The following is a 25,746-nucleotide window of genomic DNA, read 5'->3' on the forward strand; positions in this document are numbered from 1 at the left end:
CTAATTGTAATTCTTCATAAAATTCATTATAATGGGCGTAGGATTCCAAGTTTGCCAAAGATGAATTTGTAATAGTTGCACAATAAAAAACAGTCGAATTTAGACGGAGTGTATAAATGAGGATTGCTTTCTACACCTTGGGCTGCAAGGTCAACCAGTATGAAACACAGATTTTGACCCAGATTTTTGCTGCGGATGGCTATGATGTGGTATCCCATACCGACCTGGCGGATGTCTACGTGGTCAATTCCTGCACAGTCACCGCCACCGGCGACCGGAAAACCCGGCAGATGCTCCGCCAGTTCAAGGCCCGCAACCCCGCCGCCAAGGTGGTGCTTTCGGGCTGTTTCCCGCAGGCGTTCCCCGATGCCGCCGAGCGTCTCCCCGAAGCGGACGTGATCACAGGCGCACGCGGGCGGGGCAGGCTGGTCGAACTGGTTGCACGCGCGCTGGCGACCGGGGAACGGATCGTCGAAATTCAGCCGCACGAGCGCGGGGAAGGGTTTGAACGGATGCAGGCGGGCAGCTTCGCCGAACGGACCCGGGCGTTTGTCAAGATTGAGGACGGATGCGAGCGGTACTGTGCCTACTGCATCATTCCAACTGCGCGCGGGCCGGTGCGGTCCAAGCCGCCTGAAGACCTGCGGGACGAGCTGCAAACGCTTGCTGCTGCCGGTTACCGGGAGGCTGTGCTGGTCGGGATCAACCTTTCCAGCTATGGCAAGGAGCTGGGGCTGCGGCTGATCGACGCGGTCGAAACCGCAGCGGCTGTGGATGGGATCGAACGGGTCCGGCTCGGCTCCCTGGAGCCGGAACTGCTCACCGGCGAGGACATCTCCCGGATGGCGGCATTGCCGAAGGTCTGCCCGCAGTTCCACCTTTCGCTGCAAAGCGGCTGCGATGCAACCCTGTGCCGGATGAACCGGCATTATGATACCGCCGAGTATGCGCGGATCGCCGCTGACCTGCGCCGCCACTTTGCCAACTGTGCGATCACCACCGACATTATGGTCGGCTTCCCCGGCGAGACCGATGTGGAGTTTGGGGAGTCTCTCGCATTCGCCGAAGCGGTCGGTTTCGCCAAAGCACATGTCTTCGCCTACTCCCGCAGGCCGGGCACCCGGGCAGCGGATATGCCCGGACAGATTTCCAAAGCGGTCAAGGAGGAGCGCTCCCGGCAGATGATCGCGCTCACCAGCCGTACACGCGCCGCTTTCCTGCAAGGTCAGATCGGGCAGGTGGTTTCGGTGCTGTTTGAAAGCCGGACGCCCGACGGGATGTATGAAGGGTATGCCGAAAACTATACGCCGGTGCGGGTCGGCGGGCCGGACAACCTGTGCGGGCAGATCCGCCGTGTCCGTATCGAGGCCGCGCTGGACGGTTGGTGCCTGGGCGCGCTTTGCGGTTAGGATCCTTCTTCGAAAGCAGTGTTTCGACCGCCTTTTCTCCAGCCCGGGAGCCGGCATACTGTACCGGTTGCCCTGCGCCTGCCGCAGCGGCGGAATTCCAGCCTTGAGAGTACCTTTCGGGGTTGATGCCTGGCCAGTAACCAGAAGGCGGCTGTTTGCGGGAGAAAAAATCCCTTGGCTATTTGTGTTGTTCCAAAACAGTATGAGATTATACACGATTCTATATGGAAAGAGGTTTTGAGATTGAGCGTTTACCGTATCTATGTCGAAAAGAAACCGGAATTTGCTGTCGAAGCCGCCGGCGTCCTCAGCGACCTGCAAACCGTCCTGATGCTTGACTGTGTCACCGGTGTGCGGGTGGTCAACCGCTATGATGTCGAGCGGATTGACAAGGCCGACTTTGACAATGCCCGTTTTACCATCTTCTCCGAGCCGCAGGTTGACTGCGTATATGACGAACTGCCCCCGATTGCCGAAACCGAGCGGATGTTTGCGGTTGAGTACCTGCCCGGGCAGTTTGACCAGCGCGCCGATTCGTGCGCCCAGTGTATCTCCCTTTCGACCGCCAAGGAACAGCCGGTTGTGCGCACCGCCCGTATCTACATCCTTTCGGGCAGCATCCCGGACCAGGCGCTTGAGCAGGTCAAGCACTATCTGGTCAACCCGGTGGAAAGCCGTCTGGCTTCGCTGGAAAAGCCGGACACCCTTGAAACCAGCTACGAGATTCCCACTGTGGTCGAGACGCTGGACGGATTCACCAGCCTTGATACGGCAGGCCTGGCTGCGTTCGTGACCCGTTACGGCCTTGCGATGGACACCGATGACATCGCGTTCTGCCAATCCTACTTCCGGGACGAGGAGCACCGCGACCCGACTATCACCGAAATTCGGATGATCGACACCTACTGGTCGGACCACTGCCGCCACACTACCTTCCTGACCAATATCGGAAAGGTGCAGATCGACACCCCCTATATCCGCAAGAGCTTTGAAAAGTATCTGGAGCTGCGGGACCGGCTGTATGTCAAACAGGGCAAGGACAAGCCGATGTGCCTGATGGATCTTGCGGTGATCGGCGCGAAGGCGCTCAAGGCGGACGGTCTGCTGAACGACCTCGACGAAAGCGACGAAATCAATGCCTGTACGGTCAAAATCACGGTGGATGTGGACGGGAAGGACGAGGACTGGCTGCTGCTCTTCAAAAACGAGACCCATAACCACCCCACCGAGATCGAGCCGTTTGGCGGCGCGGCCACCTGTTTGGGCGGCGCGATCCGTGACCCGCTTTCGGGGCGGAGCTATGTCTATCAGGCGATGCGGGTGACCGGTGCGGCAGACCCGACCGTCCCGCTCTCCCAAACGATGGCGGGCAAGCTGCCGCAGCGCAAGATCGTCACCACCGCTGCGGCTGGTTATTCCTCCTACGGCAACCAGATCGGCCTCGCCACCGGGCATGTTGCCGAGGTTTACCACCCGGGCTATGCGGCCAAGCGGATGGAGATCGGTGCGGTGCTCGGCGCAGCACCGGCAAAGAATGTGGTCCGGGAGTGCCCCGATCCGGATGACGTGGTGATCCTGCTCGGCGGGCGCACCGGTCGGGACGGCTGCGGCGGCGCGACCGGCTCTTCCAAGAGCCACACGATGGATTCCCTCGAGAGCTGCGGCGCCGAGGTGCAGAAGGGCAACGCGCCGATCGAGCGCAAGCTCCAGCGCCTGTTCCGCAACGGGGAAGCCACCCGTCTGATCCGGCGGTGCAACGATTTCGGTGCGGGCGGCGTCTCGGTCGCGATCGGCGAGCTGGCCGACGGGTTGGAGATCAACCTCGATGCGGTCCCCAAAAAGTATGACGGCCTGGACGGCACCGAGCTGGCGATCTCCGAGTCGCAGGAGCGGATGGCAGTTGTGGTCGCGCCCGGCAACGTTGACCGGTTTATCCAGTTCGCCCACGAAGAAAACCTCGAAGCGACCGTTGTCGCGAAGGTCACTGCCCTGCCGCGCCTGGTCATGTACTGGAACGGCAGCCGGATTGTAGACCTTTCCCGCGCATTCCTCAACTCCAATGGTGCGCCCAAACACACCGACATCGAAATCGAGGCCCCAAAAAGCTGGGCGCGTCCCCGCTCGAACGCCCCGCTCGTACAGAAATGGCGCGAGATGATGGAAAACCTCAACGTCTGTTCCCAGAAGGGATTGGTCGAACGGTTCGATTCGACGATCGGGGCAGGCAGCGTGCTGATGCCGTTCGGCGGCAAGACCCAGCTTTCCCCCGCGCAGGCGATGGTTGCCAAGCTCCCGGTGCTCGGCGGGGAAACCACCACCTGTTCGGTCATGGGCTGGGGATTCAACCCCGACCTTTCAGCGGCCAGCCCGTATCACGGCGCGATCAACGCGGTGGTCGAGTCGGTTGCAAAGGTGGTCGCGGCAGGCGGCAGCCATACCCACTGCTGGCTGACCTTCCAGGAGTATTTCGAGCGCACCAAGGGGGACCCGAAACGCTGGGGCAAGCCGCTTTCGGCTCTGCTCGGCGCGTTGGAGGCGCAGCTTGGGCTGGGGATCGGTTCGATTGGCGGCAAAGATTCGATGTCCGGCAGCTTTGAAAATCTGGATGTCCCGCCGACCCTTGTCTCGTTCGCGGTTTCTACCACCCGCACCGACCGGGTTGTTTCGACAGAATTTAAACATGCAGGAAATAAAGTGTATATTATTACTCCTTGTTTCGACGAAAATAAGGTCCCGCAGTTCGACAGTGTGCGCGAAGTGTTCGGGACAGTCGAAAAACTGATCGCGGAAGGGAAGGTCGCGTCGGCTTGGACGATCGGGTATGGCGGCGTCTGCGAGGGCATCACGAAGATGTGTCTGGGAAACCGGCTCGGGTTCGATTTCTCGGCCACCTTTGATGACGCGGCACTCTTCGAGCCTCTCTGCGGCGGGTTCATCCTGGAATCGGCGGAGGACCTGCCCAACCTGCCCTGTATCGGTACAGTCAGCCCCGAATACCTGATCCACTATGGATTTGACCGGATCGACTTGAACGACATTCAGGAAATTTGGGAGAAAAAATTACAATCAGTATTTCCTTATCTGCTCAAAACCCCCGAAAAACCGGTACCGGAATATTCCTTCGCTGTTTCGGATAGAATGCAGGCAAAGGCAAAAATCGCAGCGCCGCGGGTGCTGATCCCGGTGTTCCCTGGCAACAACTGCGAGTATGACACCGCGCGGGCATTCGAGCGTGCGGGCGCACAGGCGGAAATCTTCATTGTGCGCAATCTCACTGCCGCTGACATCGAGGAGAGCGTCGCACAGTTTGCCCAGCGCATCGCGCAGAGCCAGATCATCGCGATCCCGGGCGGGTTCTCGGGCGGTGACGAGCCGGACGGTTCTGGCAAGTTCATCACCGCATTCCTGCGCAATCCCCGGATTAAAGATGCAGTGCACGATCTGCTCAAAAACCGCGACGGCCTGATGTGCGGCATCTGCAACGGCTTCCAGGCGCTGATTAAACTCGGGCTGGTCCCGTATGGTGAGATCCGCGACATGGACGAGAGCTGCGCGACCCTGACGTTTAACACGATCGGCCGCCACCAGTCGGGTCTGGTGCGCACCCGCGTAGCATCGAACAAATCGCCCTGGTTAGCGGGGATGCAGGTGGGGGATATCCATACGGTCGCAATCTCGCATGGGGAGGGACGGTTTGTCGCACCGCAGAGGCTGATCGACCAGCTCGCCTCGAACGGGCAGATCGCGACCCAGTATGTCGATCTCGAAGGCAGGCCGAGCCTGGATATCCGGTATAACCCCAACCATTCGTTTGACGCGGTTGAGGGGATCACCAGCCCGGACGGACGGGTATTCGGCAAGATGGCGCATTCCGAGCGGTATGCCAACGGTACGTTCCAGAATGTGCCGGGCGAAAAGTTCCAGGATATTTTCGGGAACGCAGTCCGGTACTACCGGTAATCAGCGGGTTTGAAAAACGAAAGTTTTACTCAATTTTTTTCAAAAAATTGCAGGGTCGAGGGGCAGTGGGACAGCGGAAGTCTGGTTCCAGACCAGACTTCCAGGCGCAAAGCGCCTTCCTCGGGTCTTCTCGGGCTTTCAGCCCGAAGCGCGGCATACGCCGCGACGCCCCTGCGGGCTGTCTTGCGGGTTAGGGGTCAGCGACCCCTCCCCGCAGGCCCCACCCCGGCAAGCTCGGCGAATTTCTTATTTTCTCAATTTAAAGTTTTACTCAATTTTTTTCAAAAAATTGCAGGGTCGAGGGGCAGAGCCCCCGACGCGCTCCGCACTGCGAGCCGCAGCGAAGCGGCAAGAGGGGGCTTTTTTACTTGCAAAAAGCCCCCCTCGCCTCGGAAAAAGGCTTATGTGCCAAGGCCGGAAGACATAAAAGAAAGGGGTTTTTTATGAGGAGAACAAAGTCCGGGCAGGTTCTTTTGGCGCTGCTTGCGGCAACAATACTCGGTGTGGCTGGATGGCTGGTCTGGCGCTGGTATCCGGTGGTTCAAGGGCTGATGGAGCCGGAAAAGATGGACGCTTTCCGGGAGCGCCTGCAATCTTTCGGCTTGATGGGGATACTCCTCCTGATCGGGGTGCAGGTTTTACAGGTCATCTCGGGCCTGATCCCGGCACTGCCGGTTCAGATCGCCGCCGGGGTCACCTATGGTGCACTGGGCGGTTTGGCGATCTGCGCCAGTGGGGTGTTTTTGGGGAGTGCGCTTGTTTTTATACTCGTCAAACGGTTCGGGCAGCCGGTGGTTGACCGGATGTTTCCTCCGGAAAAACAGCGGCGTCTCGCCTTTTTGCAGGACAGCGACCGTCTCCAAATCCTCGTTTTTATCATCTATCTGATCCCGGCCATGCCCAAAGACCTGCTGACCTATCTTGCCGCGCTCACCCCGCTCGAGCTGCCGCGGTTCCTGCTGCTGACAGTGACTGCGCGCATCCCCACCATGTTGGCGAACACCTTTGCCAGCAGTGAGCTGCTTGAGGGAAATTATCTCAGCTCGGTAATCGCGTTCTGCATCACTGGTACGCTGGGGCTGGTTTGTATGCTGTCCAGAAAACGGATGATAGCTTGGATGCAGAAAAGCAGGAATTGACAAACGACCGGAAAAGGTCTATTATGTAAGCGTCAGCTAACAGATTGAAAAAATTTTTTGCGAAAAAGTTAGCCTGGGCTAACATATCGAGAGGTGGAACAGAGCGATGACATTGGACCGTTTGAAGATTGGGCAGAGCGGTATTATCCTGCAGGTGGGCGGAAGCGGCGCACTGCGGCGGCATCTGCTCGACATGGGATTAACCCCGAAAACCAGGGTCATGGTACGCAAGGTCGCGCCGATGGGTGACCCGATCGAACTGCACCTTCGGGGATATGAGCTGACCCTGCGTCTTGAGGATGCAAAGGAGATTGAAATTGAAGAGATCAAGGAGGCAGCCAGATGATTTTTGCATTGGCGGGCAACCAGAACTGCGGGAAGACCACCCTGTTCAACCAGCTCACCGGGTCGAACCAGCATGTGGGGAACTTCCCCGGCGTGACGGTTGAGCGCAAGGATGGGCAGCTCCGGGGCCATAGAGATGTGACGGTGGTTGACCTGCCGGGCATCTACTCGCTTTCCCCCTACACCAACGAGGAGATCGTCACCCGCGACTTCCTGTTGAGCAGCCATCCGGACGGGGTCATCAATATCCTTGATGCGACCAATATCGAGCGCAACCTCTACCTCAGTATGCAGCTCATCGAGCTGGGGATTCCGATGGTGATTGCGCTCAATATGATGGACGAGGTCCGCAGCAACGGCGGGACCATCAAAATCAAAGCGATGGAGCGGGAGCTGGGAGTGCCGGTCTTCCCGATCTCTGCGGTCAAAAACGAGGGGATCGACGAGATGGTGGAACGGGCTATCTCGATTGCGCAGTCCCGCACCGCGCCCAAACGGCAGGATTTCTGCATCGGTGCGGTACATAGGGCGATCCACGCGATTGCGCATCTGGTCGAGGATCATGCCGAGCGGATCCATGTACCGGCCCGGTTCGCCGCCACCAAACTGGTCGAGGGGGATGCGCCGATGCTCGAACTGCTCGCGCTCTCGGCAAACGAACAGGATATGGTGGAGCACAGCGTCACCGAGATGGAAGGGGAGCTGGGCACCGACCGGGAAGCCGCTATGGCGGATATGCGGTATACCTTTATCGAACGGCTGTGCGCGGATACGGTGGTCAAGCCGCGCGAGAGCAAAGAGCATCTGCGCAGCGTCCGGATGGACAGCCTGCTGACCCATAAATATCTGGCCATCCCGATCTTTCTGCTGATTATGCTGCTGATCTTCTACCTCACCTTTGGCCTGATCGGCAGTTTTCTGAGCGACCTGCTCGCCTATGATATCGACTGGGTGACCAGCGCCGTAGACCGCGCACTCACCGCCTATGGGCTAAATCCGGTGGTGCATTCGCTGCTGATCGACGGTGTATTTGCCGGGGTTGGCTCGGTGCTCTCGTTCCTGCCCACCATCGTTGTGCTGTTCTTCTTCCTCTCGATGCTCGAGGACAGCGGCTACATGGCGCGGGTCGCGTTCGTGATGGATAAACTCCTGCGCAAAATCGGGCTTTCCGGCCGCTCGTTTGTGCCGATGCTGATCGGGTTCGGCTGCTCAGTGCCTGCGATCATGGCGACCCGGACCCTCTCCTCCGAGCGGGACCGCCGTATGACCATCCTGCTTACCCCGTTTATGTCGTGCAGCGCCAAGCTGCCGATCTATTCGATGTTTACCCTCGCATTTTTCCCCGATCATCCGGCGCTGGTCATGATCCTGCTCTATGCGGGCGGGATGCTGGTCGGCGTGTTGAGCGGGCTTCTGCTCAAGAACACTGCGTTCCATGGCAAGCCGGTCCCGTTCGTGATGGAGCTGCCCAACTACCGCCTGCCGGGGGCGAAAAACGTCTGCCTCCTGCTTTGGGACAAGGCGCGCGATTTTTTGACCCGGGCATTCACCGTCATCTTCCTGGCCACCATCGTGATCTGGTTCCTTCAGACGTTCGATGCCCGGTTCAATGTGGTGGCGGACAGCGGGCAGAGCATGTTAGCGGGAATCGGGCGGTTTATCGCGCCGGTGTTTACCCCGCTCGGCTTCAACGACTGGCGCGCGTCCACTGCGCTGATTACCGGCTTTTCCGCGAAGGAAGCGGTTGTCAGTACCCTTGCGGTACTGACCGGCGGCAACACCGCCACCCTGCCTGCTACCCTTTCCCAGATGTTCAGCCCGTTGGCGGCCTGCGCATTTTTGACATTCACCCTGCTCTATTCCCCCTGTGTTGCGGCGATCGCAGCGGTGCGGCGGGAGCTGGGCGGCAAACATGCCGCGATTGTAGCGGGATACCAGTGTGGGGTTGCATGGCTCGCCGGATGCATGGTTTACCAGTTCGGAAGCCTGCTATTCCGGTAAGAACCCAGTTTCAGCGCCTATCCTACATCCAGAGTTTAAAGTTTTACGCGATTTTTTGCTCCGGCCTAACAGCTGGCGCTTTGTGCCAGTTGGCCTATGCGCGCCGCTCTTAGCGCGAGATGAGCGCGGAACGCTTTATCCTGTGAAGCGCATTTTTCGGGTGAATTGCCGAGAAGCGGCAAGAGGGGGGCTTTTTGCAAGTGAAAAAGCCCCCCTCCCTATGAAGGATACAAAACAGACTTCCGGAACCGTGGTTATTCGGCGTTCTGTTCCTTGAGCAGGTCGCGGATCTCTGTGAGCAGAACAATATCCGCCGGAGGTGCGGCGGGTGCTTTTGGCTGTTCCTCCTTTTTCCGGCGGAACCGGTTGAGCAGCTTGACCATCGTAAATACCACCAGCGAGATCAGCAGGAAGTTGACCACCTGCTGCAAAAAGCTCCCGTAGAGAACCGCCACTTCGGGATTTTCCCCGGAGGCCGCGGAAAGCACCAGTTTATAGCCGGAAAAGTCCAGCCCGCCGATCAGCCAGCCGAGGAATGGGGTCACAATCTCCTTCACCAGGGAATTGACAATGCTGGTGAAGGCGGTACCGATGATGACACCGACTGCCATGTCCACGACGTTGCCGCGCGAGATAAATTCTTTGAATTCTGCAATCAATGTTTTTGTTTTCTGTTCCATTTTTCTGCTCCTTTATAGGTTGTTTTTTTCCAGTATAGCAGATTTTAGACAAAAGTCCATTGCAACAGGGGAGATTTCGTGGGATAATAGAGACAGCATACTGAAAAACCAATCCCTGTTTTTCAGTGGAGGCAAAAAAGCCATCAGACGCATTTTGCGTGCTTGATGGACACATGGTAAACCGAAGACGGCAGAATTTATAACAGTCAGGGGGCGGTCCGATGAACGAACAAACCGGCCAGCAAAAAGACCTGCGCTATCTGCAGCTGCTTTCGCGCCAGTATCCCAATGTACAGGCGGCGAGCAGCGAGATCATCAATTTACAGGCGATCCTGAACCTTCCCAAGGGAACCGAGCATTTCATGTCCGACCTGCATGGGGAATATGAGGCATTCCTGCACATCATGAACAATGCATCCGGCGCGGTGCGGGAAAAGGTGGACATCCTGTTTCAAAACATGGTGACCAGTGAGGAGCGCGCCCAGCTCGCTACGCTGATCTATTATCCGGAGGAAAAGCTGGAAGAGATTGCGTCTCAGGTGGAGGACATCAACGAGTGGCACAAGATCACGCTCAACCGGCTGATCGAGATCTGCCGGCTGGCCTCCTCCAAATATACCCGTTCCAAGGTGCGCAAAGCGCTGCCGAAGGAATATGCCTACATCATCGACGAGCTGCTCAACACCAACTACGAGGTACATAACAAAAAAGAATATTACGAAAACATCATCTCGACGATCATTGCCACCGACCAGGCCGAAAATTTTATCATCAACATGTGCAGGGTCATCAAAAAGCTGGTGGTGGACCATCTGCACATCGTGGGGGACATCTTCGACCGCGGCCCGCGCGCGGACATTATCATGGATTCGCTGATCGGGCACCACTCGGTTGACATCCAGTGGGGCAACCACGATGTGCTCTGGATGGGCGCAGCCACCGGAAGCCGGACCTGTATCGCAACGGTCCTGAACAACTCGATCACCTATAACAACCTTGAGGTGATCGAAACCGGGTACGGGATCAGCCTGCGGCCTCTGGCGCTTTTCGCCAATGAGATTTACGCGGACTGCGACACCTCCTGCTTCAAGACCAAACACATCGGCGGCGGGAGCTACAGCGACAAAGAGAACGGCCTGGGTGCACGAATGCACAAGGCGATTGCGGTAATCCTGTTCAAACTTGAGGGGCAGACGATCCTGCGCAACCCCTCCTTCCGGATGCAGGACCGGCTGCTGCTCGACAAGATCGACTTTGAAAAGGGGACGATCCGTCTCGGGGACACCGAATATCCGCTGCTCGACCGGGATTTCCCAACCATCCTCCCCTCGGCGCCGTATGAGCTTTCCAAAGAGGAAGCCGAGCTGATGGATCAGCTCAAATACTCGTTCCTGCGCAGCGAGAAGCTCCAGCGGCATATCAAATTCCTCTATTCCAAGGGCGGCCTCTATAAGTGCTACAACGGCAACCTGCTCTTCCATGGGTGTATCCCGATGGATTCGGAAGGGAATTTCCTCAAATTCAGCATCGGATGCAAGGAGCTTTCCGGCCGGGCGTTTCTCGACCATGCCGAGTCGGTCGCGCGGCAGGGGTATTACGCCAAACCCGGCACCCCGGAGAAGCAGTTCGGGAAGGACTTCCTCTGGTTCCTCTGGTGCGGACGCAACTCGCCGCTTTTTGGACGGGACCATATCGCTACCCTCGAACGGCGGCTGGTGGCGGATGAGTCGACCTGGGCGGAGCCGAAGAACCCCTACTACTCCTACTACAACGATGAAGAGGTCTGCGAGCAGATCCTCAAAGAGTTCGGGCTGGAAGGGCCGCACTGCCACATCATCAATGGGCATGTCCCGGTGAAATCAAAGGATGGAGAAAACCCGGTCAAGGCGCATGGACGGCTGATCGTGATTGACGGCGGCTTCTGCCGCGCCTACCAGCCGACCACCGGCATCGCGGGGTATACCCTGATCTACAATTCGTGGGGAATCCGGATTTCGGCGCATGAGCCGTTCAGCGGGGTGCAGAATGCGATCCGCAACAACAAGGATATTTTCTCCACTTCAGTGATCTTCGACCGGATGGAATCCCGCATCCGGATCAATGAGACCGATAATGGTGCTCTGCTTCAACAGCGCATTGATGATCTGAAATGGTTGCTTCTCGCCTACAAGACCGGTGAGATTAAAGAAGAGCATTGAAGGTTTTTAGAGACAATGTCCGCAGAAATTAAAAAAGGATTGGCGCGGCTGCGCCAATCCTTTTTTAATGTGGTGGTTATGCCTCCATGGAAAACGGGGACTGCCCGGAAAAGACGATGCCATCTTCTTCGAACAGGCCAAAGCAGGTGCGTCCCGCGCTGTCGGTGAAGCGGATAGCCTCCATTGAGCGGCCGGTCTCAGGATCATCCAGCCGGACCCGGTTTGCAGAAATCGAGGACAGGTCGAGGGAGGTCCCTTCCAGCCCGGCAATGATCGCTTTCAGATTGGCATTGAGATCGTAAGGATACGGCGTCTCTGCCGCTTTGAGGTTGCACAGGCTGTTCCCGTCATACGAGAGTACGAAATAACCGGACCCGCCGTCCGGGCTGGAAAAGCCACAACAGTAGATCTCCTGGTGGGTGGCGATTGACCGCAGTTCCGGGTCAAGAATGTCGTATCGGGTGAAGCTGTCGAATGCCCAGGCGGGGCTGGCAGCCGAAAACCCGGCGGCATCGGTCCAATGGCGAATGAGCCGGGAGAAAATCTTTTTGTGCAGCATCTCGAATGCGTGGGAGTCCTGCCCCTCATAGTAGGAGCTGAACAGGGTTTCCATCAGGGCTGCTTCGGACACAGATTCCCCGCTGGCTGCGGAGACAGGGGCTGCCGTACCCGGCAGGGTGCCGGTCACTGAACCCTGAGACACTGCGCATCCGGACAGGGAAAACACCAACAGCAGAGCTGTGATCGCAGTTCTGTTCCAACGGTTCACGTACAAACACCCCCATCACTTGCGGTCGGTGGTTCCCAACTTTTTTCACGTTTATTCCCCAGATAGCCACCGTCGTCAAACGATTCTACCCAGACAAATCCATGCGCTTCGTAGTACCGGTTCAGCTTTTCGTTCGACCTTACACAGTCCAGCCGCAGACAACAGCAGTTCTGCCTGCGTGCAAGCGCTTCACAGCATCGGAGGATCTCGCTGCCCGCACCCTTTGCAGTGGGTGCGGCGACCAGATTGTGAAGATAGCGTGCAGGCTGGTTCTCTTCCCAGCGCGGGTCCGAATCGGTCAATACGACAGCCCCAGCCACAGCACAGTCGTGGCTTTGCCTTAAAACGAAAAGCCGGTGTTGTTTTCGGGCTTCCTCATAATACTGTCTGGGGAAAACCTCCCAGTAAATTTGCCTGTCCCACTGGTCGATTCCGCGCTCTTCCATCCACTGGATGCGGGCATCAATCAACCCAAAGACGGCTTCCATATCCTCCGGCTGTGCCGGCTCAAAGGAGAAACCCTGCTTTTGCATTCGGTTCATACCCCTCCCTTTAGAAGCTGCTGTTAATCTATTGGAAAGCATTCGATATAGAATGGAAGCACCTGAAAACAACCAGCTGCCTCCAAGCGCTTCCATTATAACAAACGATCCTGAGAATGGCAAGACTGGGGCTGTCCGCACGCAGACGCTCCCACAACGGCTAGAGGATGCCGTATTTGGCAAAAGCGGCGGTAGCTGACATCCCATCCTCAATCGCCTTGCGGACGGTCTTTTCCCCCGCGGCTTTCTCCAGAGAGAGCATAATGACCTTTTCAGAGATCCCTGCGGGGATGCACAGGACCCCGTCAACATCTCCGAAGAGGACATCCCCATTTCGGATGGTGACCTGCCCGACCTCGATGGTGCAGCGATACTGCACGACCTGGGTGCGGACGCTCGAATCCTGTGCATAGCAGCCGCAGCTGAACACAGGCCAGTTCTGTTCAAGGATCTGCGGGGTGTCCCGATGCCAGCCGTTCACGACAGCGCCCACCGCCCCCCGCACTCTCGCGGTTGCGGTCAGCAGTTCTCCCCAGTAGGCGCACCGCCTGGTTCCTCCGGCAGCAATGTAGATTTCGTTTTTTTCCAACTGGTCCAGCGCCTCGGTCAGGTAGCCAAACGGCTTCTCCTGCGCCTCGTAGACATCGGTCATCAGGACGGTCATCGCCTTGCCGGCGAGCTTCATATCGTCGCGCATCGGCCGGATCTCCTGCGGCAGGAACTGATGTACGTATCCCATCTGATCCAGAATATCCCCCACCACAGGGGTATATAACCGTTCACGCATCAGGGCAAACATCTCGTCCTCATTTTTCCAGACAGCCATCGGCTGGTTCCCCCCTTTTTTAGAATCTGTTCTATCTCTTTTACGGAAGGCTTTTTGCGGTGAAAAAACCCCTGCCTGCCATCCTCCAGACAGTAGCTCTCTTTACGGGAGGGCGTGTCCCACTGCCTGGGAAAAGGCAGGCAAACCTTTTGGGCTAAAGCCCGAAATATTCCTTTGCGTTCAGCCAGCAGATGCGCTCGACCAGCATACCGAGAGTCTCTCTGTCGTCGGGGTACTGCCCGTTTTCCACCCAGGACCCGATCAGGTTGCAGAGAATGCGGCGGAAATATTCATGTCTGGGGTAGGACAGGAAGCTGCGGCTGTCGGTCAGCATACCGATAAACCGCCCCAGAATCCCCTCGTTTGCCAATATCCGCATCTGGGCTTCCATTCCGTCCGCGTGGTCCTGGAACCACCAAGCGGAGCCCATTTGGATTTTGGATGCGGCACTGGAATCCTGGAAGTTCCCCAGCATGGTGGCGATCACCAGATTATCCGCATCGTTCAGCGAAAACAGGATGGTCTTGGGAAGCTGGCCGGAAAACTCCAGGCTGTTCAGGAGCCCGCACAGCTTGGACGCGACCGGGAAGTCGCCCACCGAATCGAACCCGGTGGATTCGCCCAACGCCTTCACGGCTTTGGTATTGCAGTTGCGCAGCGCGTTCAGATGAATTTCCATTGCCCAGCCCCGCCTGGCGTACTCGCGGCCCAGCCAGAGGAGCAGTTCGGTCTGATAGCCCTCGACCTCTGCTGCCGACAGGGCAGCGCCGGACAGCGCTTTCCGGAAGCTGTCCGCAGCCCGTTCCGGCCCCACTGGCAAAAATGGCATTCCCTGCACGCCGTGGTCGCTGGCCACACAGCCTGCCTCGGCAAATGCGTCCATCCGGATGCGGAGCGCCTTTGTCAGGCTGTCCCAGTCGGAAATATCCACGCCAGCGGACGCTCCCAGGCGGTTCAGATACTCCCTCCAGCCGGGCTTCTCGATGCCGAGCGCGTTGTCCGGACGGTAGGCGGGCAGGATTTTGGTGTCAAGACCCTTTTCCTGCGCGATCTGCGCATGGTACGCCAGCGTATCCGCAGGGTCCTCGGTGGTGCACAGGGCGTACACATTGGACTGCCGGATAAAATGTTGGGGCGTATGCTTCCCATCCGAAAGGATCCGGCAGGTCTCTTCCCAGACCTGCGGCGCCGTTTTGGGGTTCAGCGGCTGGTTGATCCCGAAATACCGCTGCAGCTCCAGATGGGTCCAGTGGTAGACCGGATTCCCGATGGCGTAGGGCAGCGTCTGGGCGTAGGCCATGAATTTGTCGTAATCACTGGCATCCCCGGTGATATACAGCTCGTCGATCCCGTTGCCCCGCATCGCGCGCCACTTGTAGTGGTCGCCCAGCAGCCAGAGCTGCGTCAGATTCTCCGCCGGACGGTTCTCGCAGATCTCTTTTGCGCTCAGGTGGCAATGGTAGTCGATGATCGGCTGATTCTCGGCGTACTGGTGGTACAGAGCCTTCGCTGTTTCGCTTTGCAGCATGAAATCCTGATCCATAAACGGTTTCACGCGGGCGCACCTCCTTCAAACGCTTCACGGATGATCTTTTCCAGGGCTTTTGCCAGCGCGAACTGGTCCTCGAGTTCCATATGCAGCTTGTCCTTGTCGCTGGGGCCTGCGACCGTTGCAGCGTCCAGATACAGCCATCCGTGGGATTTGGCCTGCGCTTCAAAATAGGGGGCGAGCTGCTTGGACACCCCGACCGCAGATGGCGCAAAGCCGGTAAAAATGCTGTTTTCAATCCCCTCTTTGAGGTGGATGGGGCTGACCAGCAGGACCCTGGGCGTGGGGTACTCGGGGCCGTAATCATAAATTTCGGCCAGGCGTCCCAGCGCCGCCGCCCCCTGTGCAATGTCAACCGGCAGCAGGTTGAACCGCTGCTTCATGTCGTTGGTTCCCAGCATGATGATAACGAGATCAAGCGGGCGGTGGGTCCGGAGCGCAACCGGGAGCTGGGACCGTCCGTTTTTGTCCGGTTCCAGGAAATCCTCCATCACGGTGGTGCGGCCTCCGCAGCCCTCTTCGATCACATGGAATTCCTCCCCAAGCAGGTCCTGGAGCACGCTGGTCCATCTCTTGTGCAGCGGCCACCGCCCACCCGCAGGGTTGGAACCAAAGGTATTAGAGTCTCCAAAGCATAAAATGTTGATCATAAGATTGATACCTCTTTCTTTCGGAGCCTGTAAGCATCGCCGGCTGGCTTACCCGACGGCGCCATAGAACAGGTTCGGCAGGAACATGACCAGATTGGGGACAAACACCAGCAGGAGCATTTCCAGAAAGATCGCGATAAAAAACGGCATCGCGGATTTGGTGTATTCGTCCACAGGGCAGTCGAGGATTGCGCAGACCGGGTAAATGGCCGAACCGACCGGAGGCGTGAAAACCCCCATTGTAACGATGGTCGCCATCAGGATGCCGAAATGCACCGGGTCGAAGCCCACCTTCTGCACCATGGGCAGGAAGATCGGGGTCAGCAGCAGGAAGTTGACGTTGCTGTCGAGGAACATGCCCAGAATAAACAGCCACATCAGGATAATAATCATCAGGAGCTGGGGCTGGCTGGTGATGCCGAAGATCAGGTTGGCGAGCGCCTGCGGCAGCCGGCAGTAGGTGACCGCATAGCTGAACGGGCCGGACATGGTAATCAGCAGCATGACCGCCGCAGTGTCGATAACCGCGGTTTTCATCGCGTTCCAGAATTTTTTCCAGGTCAGCTCCCGATAGACCAGAGCGCCGATCAGGATGGCGTAGACGATGCAGAATGCGCCTGCCTCGGAAGGGGTGAAGAAGCCGAACCGGATTCCCACGATCAGGATCACCGGGAAGATCAGCGCCCAGATCGAATTGCGCAGGTTCACCAGGAATTCGGACAGGGTGATGCGGGGCAGCTCCTTGTTGGGAATGTCAAACTGGTTGCGCTTGCAGGTGATGGTAACGGTCGCCATCAGAAAGATCATCATGAGGACGCCGGGGATGATGCCGGCGGCAAACAGGCGCCCGATCGACACCTCGCCGACAAAACCGTAGATAATCAACCCGAGCGAGGGCGGGATGGTGGCGGTAATCATGGAGGTCAGGCTGTTGACGGCGACAATGTATCCCTTGTTGTACCCGCGTTTCTGCATCTCGGGGCCGAGCAGGCGGGTTTCCATCGCGGCGTCAGCGGTGGCGGAACCGGAGATGCCGCCCATCATCGTGCTCATGATGACCGAGACCTGCGCGACACCGCCCCACATACGGCGGGTCAGGGCGGAAGCGAATTGCAGGATGCGCTGGGTGATGCCCGATTCGTTCATCAGCGTGCCCGCGAAAATAAAGAACGGGACCGCAAGGAACGAATAGGACTGGGTCTGGGCAACGATACGCTGTACCACGATGCTGAACGGCAGGTCGGCTGTAGAGGCGAAAAAGGCCACCCCGGCGAGCCCGACGACAAATGCCACCGGCATACCGATGATTAACAGAATCACGAAGGCAAGAACCAATAAGGTCATGCGGTTTCCCCTCCCTCCAGCGGCTGAACCTTTTCCTCAACCGGTGCATTGAATTGTTTGATCTTGGAGATGATGTCGAGCACATCCGAAACGCTCATAAAAATGGACATCACGGGGAGTGCCAGCGTAACCCAGGAATAGCTGATTTTGAGGGTCTGGAACGAACGCTTCCAGCTTTCGGCGCTCAGGCGGAACCCATAGATGATGAAGATGATCAGCGCGCCAAGGATCAGGAAGTCGATCACCAGCGCGAGGGCCCGCTGTACCTTAATCGGGAGCCGCCGGGTCACAAGGTCCAGCCCCAGGAATTTGCCGTGGCGGAACGCCACGTCCGCGCCGATCAGCGTGGTCCAGCAGAGCATGAGCTGTGCAACGTCGATGCTCCATGCCAGAGGACGCCCCAGATTGCGGGCGATCGCCGAAATAAAGACCAGTGCGATCATCGCGCCGAAGCCGATGTTGCAGAGGGTCTCCTCTATCCAGCAGAAACCGTGGTAGAGTTTTTTCATCTGTCTTACCACCTCTCAGAAAAGTTTCGGGCAGTGTGAAAAAGTCCTGTACCATTGATTGGACGGAAGCCGTACACCCAGGAGCCTACGGCTTCCGTCCATTTTTAGGAGGACATGTTATCTGCCGAGTCAGGCAACAGATGCCATCTCGGACTGGATGCGGTCGCGCAGGTCAACCATGTTCAGGTCGGTGTAGGCTTTCTCAGCCGCGGCTTTGAATGCGTCTATATCCACATCCTCATTTACGGTCAGGCCGTATTTTTCGGTCATTTCCTTCTCCCAGTCGGCGCAGATCTGGTTGGTTTTCTCCTGGAACTCGACGCCAACCTCATAGAAGGTATCCTCGAACAGCTTCTGATAGTCTGCGGAGAGGCTGTCCCGGAAACCGGTGCCGGTTGCGGCGCAGCCGATCAGCTGGAAATGCTCGGTGCGGTTGATCGTGTTCACAACCTCCCACAGGCGGGTGGCGTAGAACGAAGAGGTCTGAACCTCCGCGCCGTCCAGTGCGCCCTGCTGGATCGAGGTGTAGACCTCGGACCAGCTCATCGGGGTGGCAACTGCGCCCAGGTCGTTGATCGAGGTGGTGCAGATCTCATTGCCGATGGTGCGGATCCGCTGCCCGGAGAGGTCCGCCGGCTGGTTGACCGTCTTGTTCAGGCAGAAGTTGCGGGCGCCGGAATACCAGTTGGAGGTAACCAGCCAGACTCCATGCTCGTCAGCAAACTCCTTCGCCCACTCTTCATACTGGCTGGTCTGCATGATCTTATTCAGGCCGGTGTAGTCGTCCATCAGGTAGGGCATGCCCAGGATGCCGAAATCCGGGATATAGCTGGCCAGGCGGCTGGGGTCGGTGACAGTCAGGACCGCCGCCCCCTGGAGCGCCTGCTCGATCATGTCGTCGGTATCTCCCAGGGAGGAACTGAAGAACAGTTCGGCAGTGAAGTTGCCATCTGTAGCAGCGGCCAGCTTTTCAGATACGGCAATCAGGGACTGCGACTGGAGATCGGTTTCGCTCTGGGTATTTCCGAAGCGGACGGAAACCTTTTCTGCGGAAGGCGCCGCTGCGGAGCTCTGGCTTCCTGCACTGGGTGCAGCACTGGACGCGGGGGTGCTGCTGGTGCTGCTCGAGCCGCCGCATGCAGTCAGGGATGCAGTCATAGCAAGGGCAAGTCCGAATGCGAATACTTTTTTCATGGATATTCTCCTCCTTCATTTTGTTTCGTACAAATCAACGGGCCGCTGAGGCCATTATAACATGTTAGTATGTCAGTTGGAATACACCAAATTATTTTCTCCTATTTTGACAAAAGTATACACGTTAATTTGTAAAAAAAGCACTTCATCCGCTCTTTTCGGATGAAGTGCTTTGGGGATTTCAACCAATATTTCAGTCGGACAGCTTCTGTTTGAAGTAATCCGGGTAAAGCTCCATAAGCGACCGCTCCTGTACCCACAGCTGCTGGAGATGGCTGCGCAGAAGCTGCTGGGCGCGCTCTACATCCCGCTGTTCCACACAGTCCACCAGCCGGGAATGTTCCTCGATCGCGTTAAAGGCGATGTTCCCTTCCCAGGCGGTAATCAGCCGGATCCGGTCGTAATGTCCGTTGACCTGGCGCACGATGTCTGCGCTCAGCTCCTCATGTGTAGTCTCGAATGCCAGCTGGTGGAACTGGTCGTCCAACTCCTTGTATTCCAGGCAACGGCCGTTCTGCATGGCGTCTTTCTGAAGCAGGATATTATTCCGCATATCCGCAATCGTCTGCTCAGAAGCGGCGGGGACAAACCTGCGCAGGTTTTCCACCTCCAACGCTTCCCGGATAAACCGCTCCTGATAGACCCGGTCCAGATCAATCAGGGCGACTGCGGTCCCCTTTTGGGGCGCCACATCCAGCAGGTTTTCCCCCTGAAGCCGGATGAATGCCTCCCGCACAGGGGTGCGGCTTACCCCGAGAAGGCCGGCGATCTCCTGCGTAGAAATGATGGTGCCGGGCTTCAGCACCATACTGAGAATCTCATCCCGCAGGGTGCGGTAGACCTTTTCCTGTGCACTATCCACTTTCACCATATACTGCCTGAGTATCTCCGCCATGCCAATTCATCCTCTCTCCACCCCCGTTTTCCGATCCAGGGGCTGTATGAAAAATCGAAATCACTGTTCTTTTCTAACAAAAGCAGCGTTTTGGGCACAATCGCCAGTTCTCGGCGTGGGATCGTGCGGAACACTTTCTCCTGTGAAGCGCTTTGGAGGTGCCAGCCAAGTGGCGGCAAGGGGGCTTTTTCTCTTGTAAAAAGCCCCCTGTATCGGAAACAGGCTGTCAGCCGCCCGAAAGCGAGTGAAATGCGTTTATCAAATCTGTCACAACTGTCGCATAGGTTGTAAATTCCGCGGAGCCATTTAGAAACACCGCATACTGGCGGTCGGAAACCGCGTAAAATTCCAGGATGTCCTCCTGTCCGGAACGCAGGGTAAAAACCAGCGTCAGGGCAGGCTGAGATTGAATGGTTTCTTCGCCGGTCAGAGCCGCAGCGGCCGGGATTGTATCAATCCGGTTGTAGAAGGCGAGGGTTTCCAGATAATCCATCTGGCGCCCCTCCACCGTGGCGGTCAGGGCGGTGGATTCCCCGGATACCTCGAGCGAAACCAGATGCCCTTCATATTTCGCACTCAGGCGGGAGAGGTCAGCGACACTTCGGGTGTAAATGCTGCTCCCGATCAGGTCCATGAAGCCGGCTTCCAGAAACTGTACTTTTTCTGCGGGAATCTCGCTGACCAGCATACCGTCCAGCGCGGCGCAGTAGTAGGTGTCCGGGTCTTTCCGGACAAAGCCGCAGCGGTATTCCTTTCCGTCCAGGGTGAGCTCCAGCGTGTACTCCGGCTGGTCCAGGCCGTACTGGGACAATGGGACATCGCTGCTGACGAACCGTTCGGGGGAAAGCGCCCTGAGCGGGACCAGAACAAGGTCATCCACGTCTTTCCAGTTCAGGGGTGCCGCGACCGGGGCGGTCATCCCGAAAAAGCTGCTGATCGTGTCGGTCTGGAGCTGGTCGAGCACGACCCGCCCGCGGCTGTTTTCAATCGCAATCCGGCGCAGCGCGCGGACCGACTCCCCTGTCAGGGCGGGGAACAGCTCGAGCTGACGCAGATCGGACACCCCTTGCAGCAGCATCCGGGCGGTTTCCTCCTCCACCAGATGAATTTCTGTATCGCCCTCCCGCAGCAGGTAGTATTCCTGGGATACCGGGCATCTCCTCCCCAGATACAGCCGTACCGTTTCGTCCTGTGTCAGGAGGCTGGCCTGGGCGGCGGGCGTCTCCAGCCCGAATGCCGCCAGCCCATCGGCGCCCTGTTCGACGGCCCCGCTCGAATCCAGATGCGCCAGACGGTAGATCAGGGAGACCAGCTTTTCCTGCGAATAGATACTGCTGTCTCCCCCCTCGACCGCGACCCCGGAAGGCAGGTTGAGCAGGCCGATGGTCCCGCTCTGGTTGTGCAGCACCACAGCCTGAACTTCCGCAGCACTCATATCGGTGATCTTCCGGCTGGGCGCGGCGTCCTCGGCGGAGGCGGTTTTCGGGAAAAGGGAAAGGAAAACCGCACAGGCTGCCGCAGCTGCTGTCAGCGCGGCCAATATTCGAATCTGTCTGGCCTGTTTCATACCGGTTGCGCTCCCCATCTCAACTATGCCTGCGGCGCCGGTAGACCCGGAGACCGACGATCAGCACCCCAAGAGGCAGCAGAACCACCAGTACTGCTGCCAGGCAAAGAACCTGGCCGACTGTGACCGGAAGCGGCGTTCCGCTCAGGTTTTTGGGCGGGATGCTGACCGCGCTGTCGGTCTCGGTGCACCAGTTCATGACCTGCGTCAGGAACTTCGCGTTGCCGCAGGTTTCAGACTGCAAAAGCTGATCGCTGTAAAGCCCCCGGCTACCGATGGCGACCAGCCTTGCGGTGCCGGCATCCGACGCCTTTTCCGCAGTCATTGCCAATGTAAACAACCCTTTTTCTCCATTTACATCGGTAAAGTCATAGGCGCGATCGGTTGAATAGAGCAGCTTTTGGGTTCGAATCCCAGCCTGAGAGACAAAGAGCTGCTCCAGCGCCCGCGTGGAAGGCATCACCAGATAGAGCTGGTTGCCCGAAAAATACTGGTTGATGGGGTGGGCAGAGTAGAGCGGGACGATGCTCAACGGGTTGGCATCGGTATATTGCAGCGGTTCGGCGACCACCGTATCGGTCAGGCCGACCCCCCATTCGCGCAGGAACTCCTGAAGGTTGGGCAGCGCGGCGGAGGAAGGCTCGACGAACACCGCCATGCGCCCGCCTTGGGCCATGAAGCGGTCCAGGCTGGCAATCTCCTCCCGGGAAAAATCGCTGGTAGGGGAAGCGATTACCACGAGGTCGGTCCCGTCCGGGAGGGCGGACAGCGAGAGGGTCACGCGGCCGGTCTGGTAGTTGCTCTGCTCAAACAGCCGCATCAGGCTGTCGGAAACATGCTCGTTGTGGCCTGCCGTAAACTGCACCGACGGGCTTTCGGTGCCTGCGGCGTAGAGGATCGCACTGGTCAGTTTCTGTTCGCAGTTGAGCTGTTCCACCGCGTTTCCGCTCTGGTCCAGTTCGAACATCTCTTCGAGCTGAAGCGCCCGCGCATAGTGGGCGCCCTCCACCACAATGCTGTTGAGCTGGACCTGAAATCCCCGTTGCAGGTAGGTGTCTACCAACGTGGGGTTGGCGTAGGGATCGACGTATTGGAGCGCCACCCGGCCTTGTCCGGCGCGCTCATACCGTTTCAGCACCTCCGCTACCAGAGGGAGAAAGTCCTCCTGTGTGGAAAATACCCGGATTTCCACAGGGGACGCCAGTTCCTCCAGAATCTGTACCGATTCGGCGGAAAGGTCGTACAGCCGGTTCCCGGTCATGTCCAGACGCAGGCCAAGCAGGCTGGTCAGCCGGGAGGCACAGATATTCACACAGACCAGCAGGACAGCGCCCATTGCAAGCAGCAGGCAGATGCCCGGCCGGGAACCTGTTTTTTTCTTCATAAACTTCATAGCTCCCTTTCTCCTATGCCTGTCTGCGCCCTTCGGAGACCAGCGTGACGGCAAACAGGAAAAATGCGGAAATCCCCAGATAGTACACAACGGTAGAAAGATCGAAAATCCCCATGGAAAACTCCGCGAACCGGTCGGCTGCCGAAAGGTACCCCGCCAGCGTCCGGAGCAGCTCTCCCGGCAGATAGCTCCGGGCAAACCCGACCAGCCAAAGCCCGAGCAGTACCGCATAGGTGACGATGCAGGCGATGATCTGGTTTTCGGTCAGGGCGCTGATCAGCAGCCCGATCGAGATGAAAGCCGCAGCCGCGGCCAGCATCCCCATATAGCAGCCCAGCGCGACCAGCGGGTCAAACCGGCCCAGGACAGCGAGTACCAGCAGGTAGAACAGCGTAAAGGCCAGACCGATTGAAAAGATGGTGAGAATCGCGAAAAACTTCCCCAGTGCCACCGAAAGGGAACTGACCGGTGCGCTCAAAAGGAGGCGGTCGGTGTGCATTCTGCGTTCCTCCGCATAGGAACGCATGGTGAGCACAGGCAGCAAAAAAATCACTGTGGACATCATAGGGGAAAAGAAATTCCGGATGTCCCCGTTGGCCTGAAGCAGGTTATAGACCAGAAAATAACAGCCGCCGATCAGCAGAAAGACCGCCAGATAGATATAACCGATGACCGAATGGAAGAGCTGGCCCAGCTCTTTTTGAAAAACTGCTTTCATCCCTGTGGCTGCACCTCCTGCGAACTGTGCTGCGCATAGCGCCGGTCCTGTGTAAGCTGTAAGAACACATCCTCCAGCCCGACCTGCACCGGCCGCAGCATACGGATTGGACAGCCCGCCGCAGCCAGTGCGGAAAACAGTTCCCGGTGGATGTCCGCGGAACCATGGGTGCGGATATGCCAGGTTGGATGCCCGTCCGCACCGCTGGGCTGCATCGTACAATCGGCTACCGCGTCAAGCGAGCGGATGATCGCGGAAATCTGCGCTTCCGGGCCATCCGCCTGAAGCAGCAGGCCCTCCTGTGCCCGGGCACGCAAAAGCAGCCCGTCCAGCGTGTCATCCGCTGCAAGCCGCCCGTTGCTCAACACGACAATGCGGTCACAGGTCGCGGCGATCTCCGAAAGGATATGGGAGCTGAGCAGGATGGTGTGATCCTGTTTGAGCCGGCCGATCAGTTCCCGCAGCTCGATGATCTGCTGCGGGTCAAGCCCCACTGTAGGCTCGTCCAAAACCAGAAGCCGGGGATGCCCGATCAGGGCCTGGGCAAACCCAACCCGCTGGCAGTAGCCTTTGGAAAGGTTCCGGATCAGCCGTTTGCGCACCCCCGAAAGGTTCAGGCTGTCACAAACGCCGGCAATCTGGGCCTTATATTCCCGTCGGGACAGGCCGCGCAGGCCGCAGGCAAAGGTCAGCTGCTCCTCCACCGTCATATCCGGGTAAACAGGGGGGATCTCCGGCAGATAGCCGATCCGTTTTCTGGCGGCAAGGGGATTGTCCTGGACCGAAATCCCTTCAATGGAAACTTCCCCGCTTGAAGGAGCCAGACAGTTGGTGATAATATTCATTGTGGTGGTCTTTCCGGACCCGTTGTGCCCCACCAGCCCGACCACCTGACCGGGTTCGGCGCAGAAGCTGATCTCCTCGATTGCGGCCTGATCCCCGTAAAATCTGCTGATCCCCTTCACCTCGAGCAACCTGTCTTTCCTCCATTTCCGGATAAATTGTTCCGACCCTATTCTAGCATATCACCGGGGATGGTGCAAGGGAAAGTTCCCCGCGCTGGAACGGAAAGGGGAAACCGGCTTCGCTCAGGGCCTGTATTTACGGCTGTTGGATGCCGGCTGAACGGGCTTTTCGCCGCGTCTGTACTGCATGGGGGAGACGCCGAACTCCCGCTTGAACAGATGATAAAACCGGCCCAAACTCTGGAACCCAGCGGCATAGGCCACATCAATGACCTTCTGGTCCGAATGCAGCAGCAGGTTTGCCGCGTAGTTGAGCCGTTTTGCGCTCAGGCAGGCGATGGGGGAGACGCCCAGGTATTTTTGAAAGCTGCGGCAGAGATGCTCCCGGGTGCGCCCGCTGAACCGCTCCAGATCGGACAGGTTCCAGGAAAAGCATTCGGGGGAATCGAGCTGTTCCAGCAGGAGTCGGAACCAGTCGGGGCAGGCCATTGCCTGCGGCCCGGAAAGGGTCGGGAGGATGTATTCCAGCATCACATCCAGCATCAGTCTGCGCAGCGCTGTGCAGACTGCGCGCGGCTGGCTGACGGGCAGCAGGTTCAGCGTTTCCAGCCGTGTCTGGAGAAGCAGGCGGTTCCCGGCGGTCAGGAGCAGTGTGGGCGGACGGTCCCCCTCCAGAATCCGCGCCAGCATCCCGGGTTCCTCCAGATACTGAAACATGCCTGTGACCACCCGGGCAGGAAAGGCCACATTGATGTGGTGGCATTCGCCCATCGCCTGTCTGGCGTGGACGTCACCGGGCCGGATCAGCATCAGCGTACCTGCGGAAAGCTCCTGCGGCTGCCCGTTCACGGTGATGCACATGCATCCGCTGGTGACCAGCGTCAGCTCATAGAAATCGTGCACCTGTGGATAGATAGCGGGGTCGATTTTATGGTGAAAGCGGTAGTGCATCTCACTGTCCGGGTCAATCGTCCCCTCGGCATTGATCCTGTGCAGCATGGCCAGCCCTCCCCTCTTTTTTTGATCAGAGATCAATATACAGCACTTTTTTGAAAAAAGCAAGAAGTATTTGTCCAGACTTTCGGATATAGTG

At 58.0% G+C, this 25,746-nt stretch carries 21 protein-coding genes; 6 read left to right on the plus strand and 15 right to left on the minus strand.

Annotation, left to right across the window (positions count from 1 at the left end; genetic code table 11):
* The first annotated feature begins 116 nt into the window (after positions 1-116).
* From mtaB to feoB, 5 genes are all read left to right on the plus strand, one after another.
* A complete protein-coding gene (mtaB, locus tag C814_RS16120) occupies positions 117-1,409 on the plus strand; it encodes a tRNA (N(6)-L-threonylcarbamoyladenosine(37)-C(2))-methylthiotransferase MtaB (RefSeq protein WP_016316449.1) in 1,293 nt (430 codons plus the stop codon).
* Positions 1,410-1,652: 243 nt separating this feature from the next.
* A complete protein-coding gene (locus tag C814_RS16125; protein ID WP_016316450.1) occupies positions 1,653-5,369 on the plus strand; it encodes a phosphoribosylformylglycinamidine synthase in 3,717 nt (1,238 codons plus the stop codon).
* Positions 5,370-5,812: 443 nt separating this feature from the next.
* Positions 5,813-6,508, plus strand: coding sequence for a TVP38/TMEM64 family protein (locus tag C814_RS16130; RefSeq protein ID WP_016316451.1), 696 nt, complete (start codon positions 5,813-5,815; stop codon positions 6,506-6,508).
* A gap of 106 nt (positions 6,509-6,614) precedes the next feature.
* Positions 6,615-6,854 (plus strand): FeoA family protein, encoded by a 240-nt coding sequence (locus C814_RS16135; RefSeq protein WP_016316452.1) that lies wholly within the window; start codon positions 6,615-6,617, stop codon positions 6,852-6,854.
* Positions 6,851-8,854: a ferrous iron transport protein B gene (gene feoB / locus C814_RS16140; protein ID WP_016316453.1), complete on the plus strand. Its 2,004-nt coding sequence runs from the start codon at positions 6,851-6,853 to the stop codon at positions 8,852-8,854. Before C814_RS16135 ends, feoB begins: the two co-directional genes overlap by 4 nt.
* A 254-nt stretch (positions 8,855-9,108) precedes the next feature.
* Here the strand turns inward: feoB and mscL are convergent, their stop codons facing one another.
* Entirely contained in the window at positions 9,109-9,534 is a 426-nt protein-coding gene (mscL, locus tag C814_RS16145) for a large-conductance mechanosensitive channel protein MscL (protein WP_016316454.1), read from the minus strand.
* A gap of 221 nt (positions 9,535-9,755) precedes the next feature.
* Between mscL and C814_RS16150 the strand changes: the two genes are divergently transcribed.
* Positions 9,756-11,732, plus strand: a complete 1,977-nt coding sequence (locus tag C814_RS16150; protein ID WP_016316455.1) for a fructose-bisphosphatase class III — start codon at positions 9,756-9,758, stop codon at positions 11,730-11,732.
* 76 nt (positions 11,733-11,808) lie between these two features.
* On the opposite strand, the gene C814_RS16155 is transcribed toward C814_RS16150, so the two are convergent.
* The 14 genes from C814_RS16155 to C814_RS16215 all read right to left on the minus strand — a co-directional run bounded on the left by C814_RS16155 (position 11,809) and on the right by C814_RS16215 (position 25,652).
* On the minus strand, positions 11,809-12,501 hold the full coding sequence (locus C814_RS16155; protein ID WP_016316456.1) for a hypothetical protein: 693 nt from the start codon (positions 12,499-12,501) through the stop codon (positions 11,809-11,811).
* Entirely contained in the window at positions 12,498-13,034 is a 537-nt protein-coding gene (locus C814_RS16160) for a GNAT family N-acetyltransferase (RefSeq protein ID WP_016316457.1), read from the minus strand. Before C814_RS16160 ends, C814_RS16155 begins: the two co-directional genes overlap by 4 nt.
* Positions 13,035-13,203: 169 nt before the next feature.
* Positions 13,204-13,869, minus strand: a complete 666-nt coding sequence (locus C814_RS16165) for an RraA family protein (protein ID WP_016316458.1) — start codon at positions 13,867-13,869, stop codon at positions 13,204-13,206.
* A 154-nt stretch (positions 13,870-14,023) separates the two neighbouring features.
* Complete coding sequence (gene uxaC, locus C814_RS16170; RefSeq protein WP_016316459.1) at positions 14,024-15,424, minus strand: glucuronate isomerase; 1,401 nt, start codon at positions 15,422-15,424, stop codon at positions 14,024-14,026.
* On the minus strand, positions 15,421-16,068 hold the full coding sequence (locus C814_RS16175; protein WP_016316460.1) for an SGNH/GDSL hydrolase family protein: 648 nt from the start codon (positions 16,066-16,068) through the stop codon (positions 15,421-15,423). The genes uxaC and C814_RS16175 overlap by 4 nt, the downstream gene beginning before the upstream one ends.
* Before the next feature lie 48 nt (positions 16,069-16,116).
* On the minus strand, positions 16,117-17,412 hold the full coding sequence (locus C814_RS16180) for a TRAP transporter large permease (RefSeq protein WP_016316461.1): 1,296 nt from the start codon (positions 17,410-17,412) through the stop codon (positions 16,117-16,119).
* Positions 17,409-17,921 carry a TRAP transporter small permease gene (locus C814_RS0105140; protein WP_016316462.1) on the minus strand — a complete coding sequence of 171 codons (513 nt, stop codon included), beginning with the start codon at positions 17,919-17,921 and terminating at the stop codon, positions 17,409-17,411. The genes C814_RS16180 and C814_RS0105140 overlap by 4 nt, the downstream gene beginning before the upstream one ends.
* Before the next feature lie 129 nt (positions 17,922-18,050).
* Complete coding sequence (locus tag C814_RS16185; RefSeq protein ID WP_016316463.1) at positions 18,051-19,115, minus strand: C4-dicarboxylate TRAP transporter substrate-binding protein; 1,065 nt, start codon at positions 19,113-19,115, stop codon at positions 18,051-18,053.
* A gap of 193 nt (positions 19,116-19,308) precedes the next feature.
* Positions 19,309-20,010 carry a GntR family transcriptional regulator gene (locus C814_RS16190; RefSeq protein ID WP_016316464.1) on the minus strand — a complete coding sequence of 234 codons (702 nt, stop codon included), beginning with the start codon at positions 20,008-20,010 and terminating at the stop codon, positions 19,309-19,311.
* Positions 20,011-20,236: 226 nt separating this feature from the next.
* On the minus strand, positions 20,237-21,577 hold the full coding sequence (locus C814_RS16195) for a DUF4340 domain-containing protein (RefSeq protein ID WP_016316465.1): 1,341 nt from the start codon (positions 21,575-21,577) through the stop codon (positions 20,237-20,239).
* A 19-nt stretch (positions 21,578-21,596) separates the two neighbouring features.
* A complete protein-coding gene (locus tag C814_RS16200) occupies positions 21,597-22,970 on the minus strand; it encodes a GldG family protein (protein WP_016316466.1) in 1,374 nt (457 codons plus the stop codon).
* Positions 22,971-22,983: 13 nt separating this feature from the next.
* Entirely contained in the window at positions 22,984-23,688 is a 705-nt protein-coding gene (locus C814_RS24210; protein WP_016316467.1) for an ABC transporter permease, read from the minus strand.
* Positions 23,685-24,653 (minus strand): ABC transporter ATP-binding protein, encoded by a 969-nt coding sequence (locus C814_RS16210; protein ID WP_242829017.1) that lies wholly within the window; start codon positions 24,651-24,653, stop codon positions 23,685-23,687. The genes C814_RS24210 and C814_RS16210 overlap by 4 nt, the downstream gene beginning before the upstream one ends.
* Before the next feature lie 123 nt (positions 24,654-24,776).
* Positions 24,777-25,652, minus strand: a complete 876-nt coding sequence (locus C814_RS16215) for a helix-turn-helix transcriptional regulator (RefSeq protein WP_016316469.1) — start codon at positions 25,650-25,652, stop codon at positions 24,777-24,779.
* Positions 25,653-25,746: the final 94 nt, after the last annotated feature.

This window comes from Anaerotruncus sp. G3(2012) (assembly GCF_000403395.2).
Lineage (GTDB): Bacteria > Bacillota > Clostridia > Oscillospirales > Ruminococcaceae > Anaerotruncus.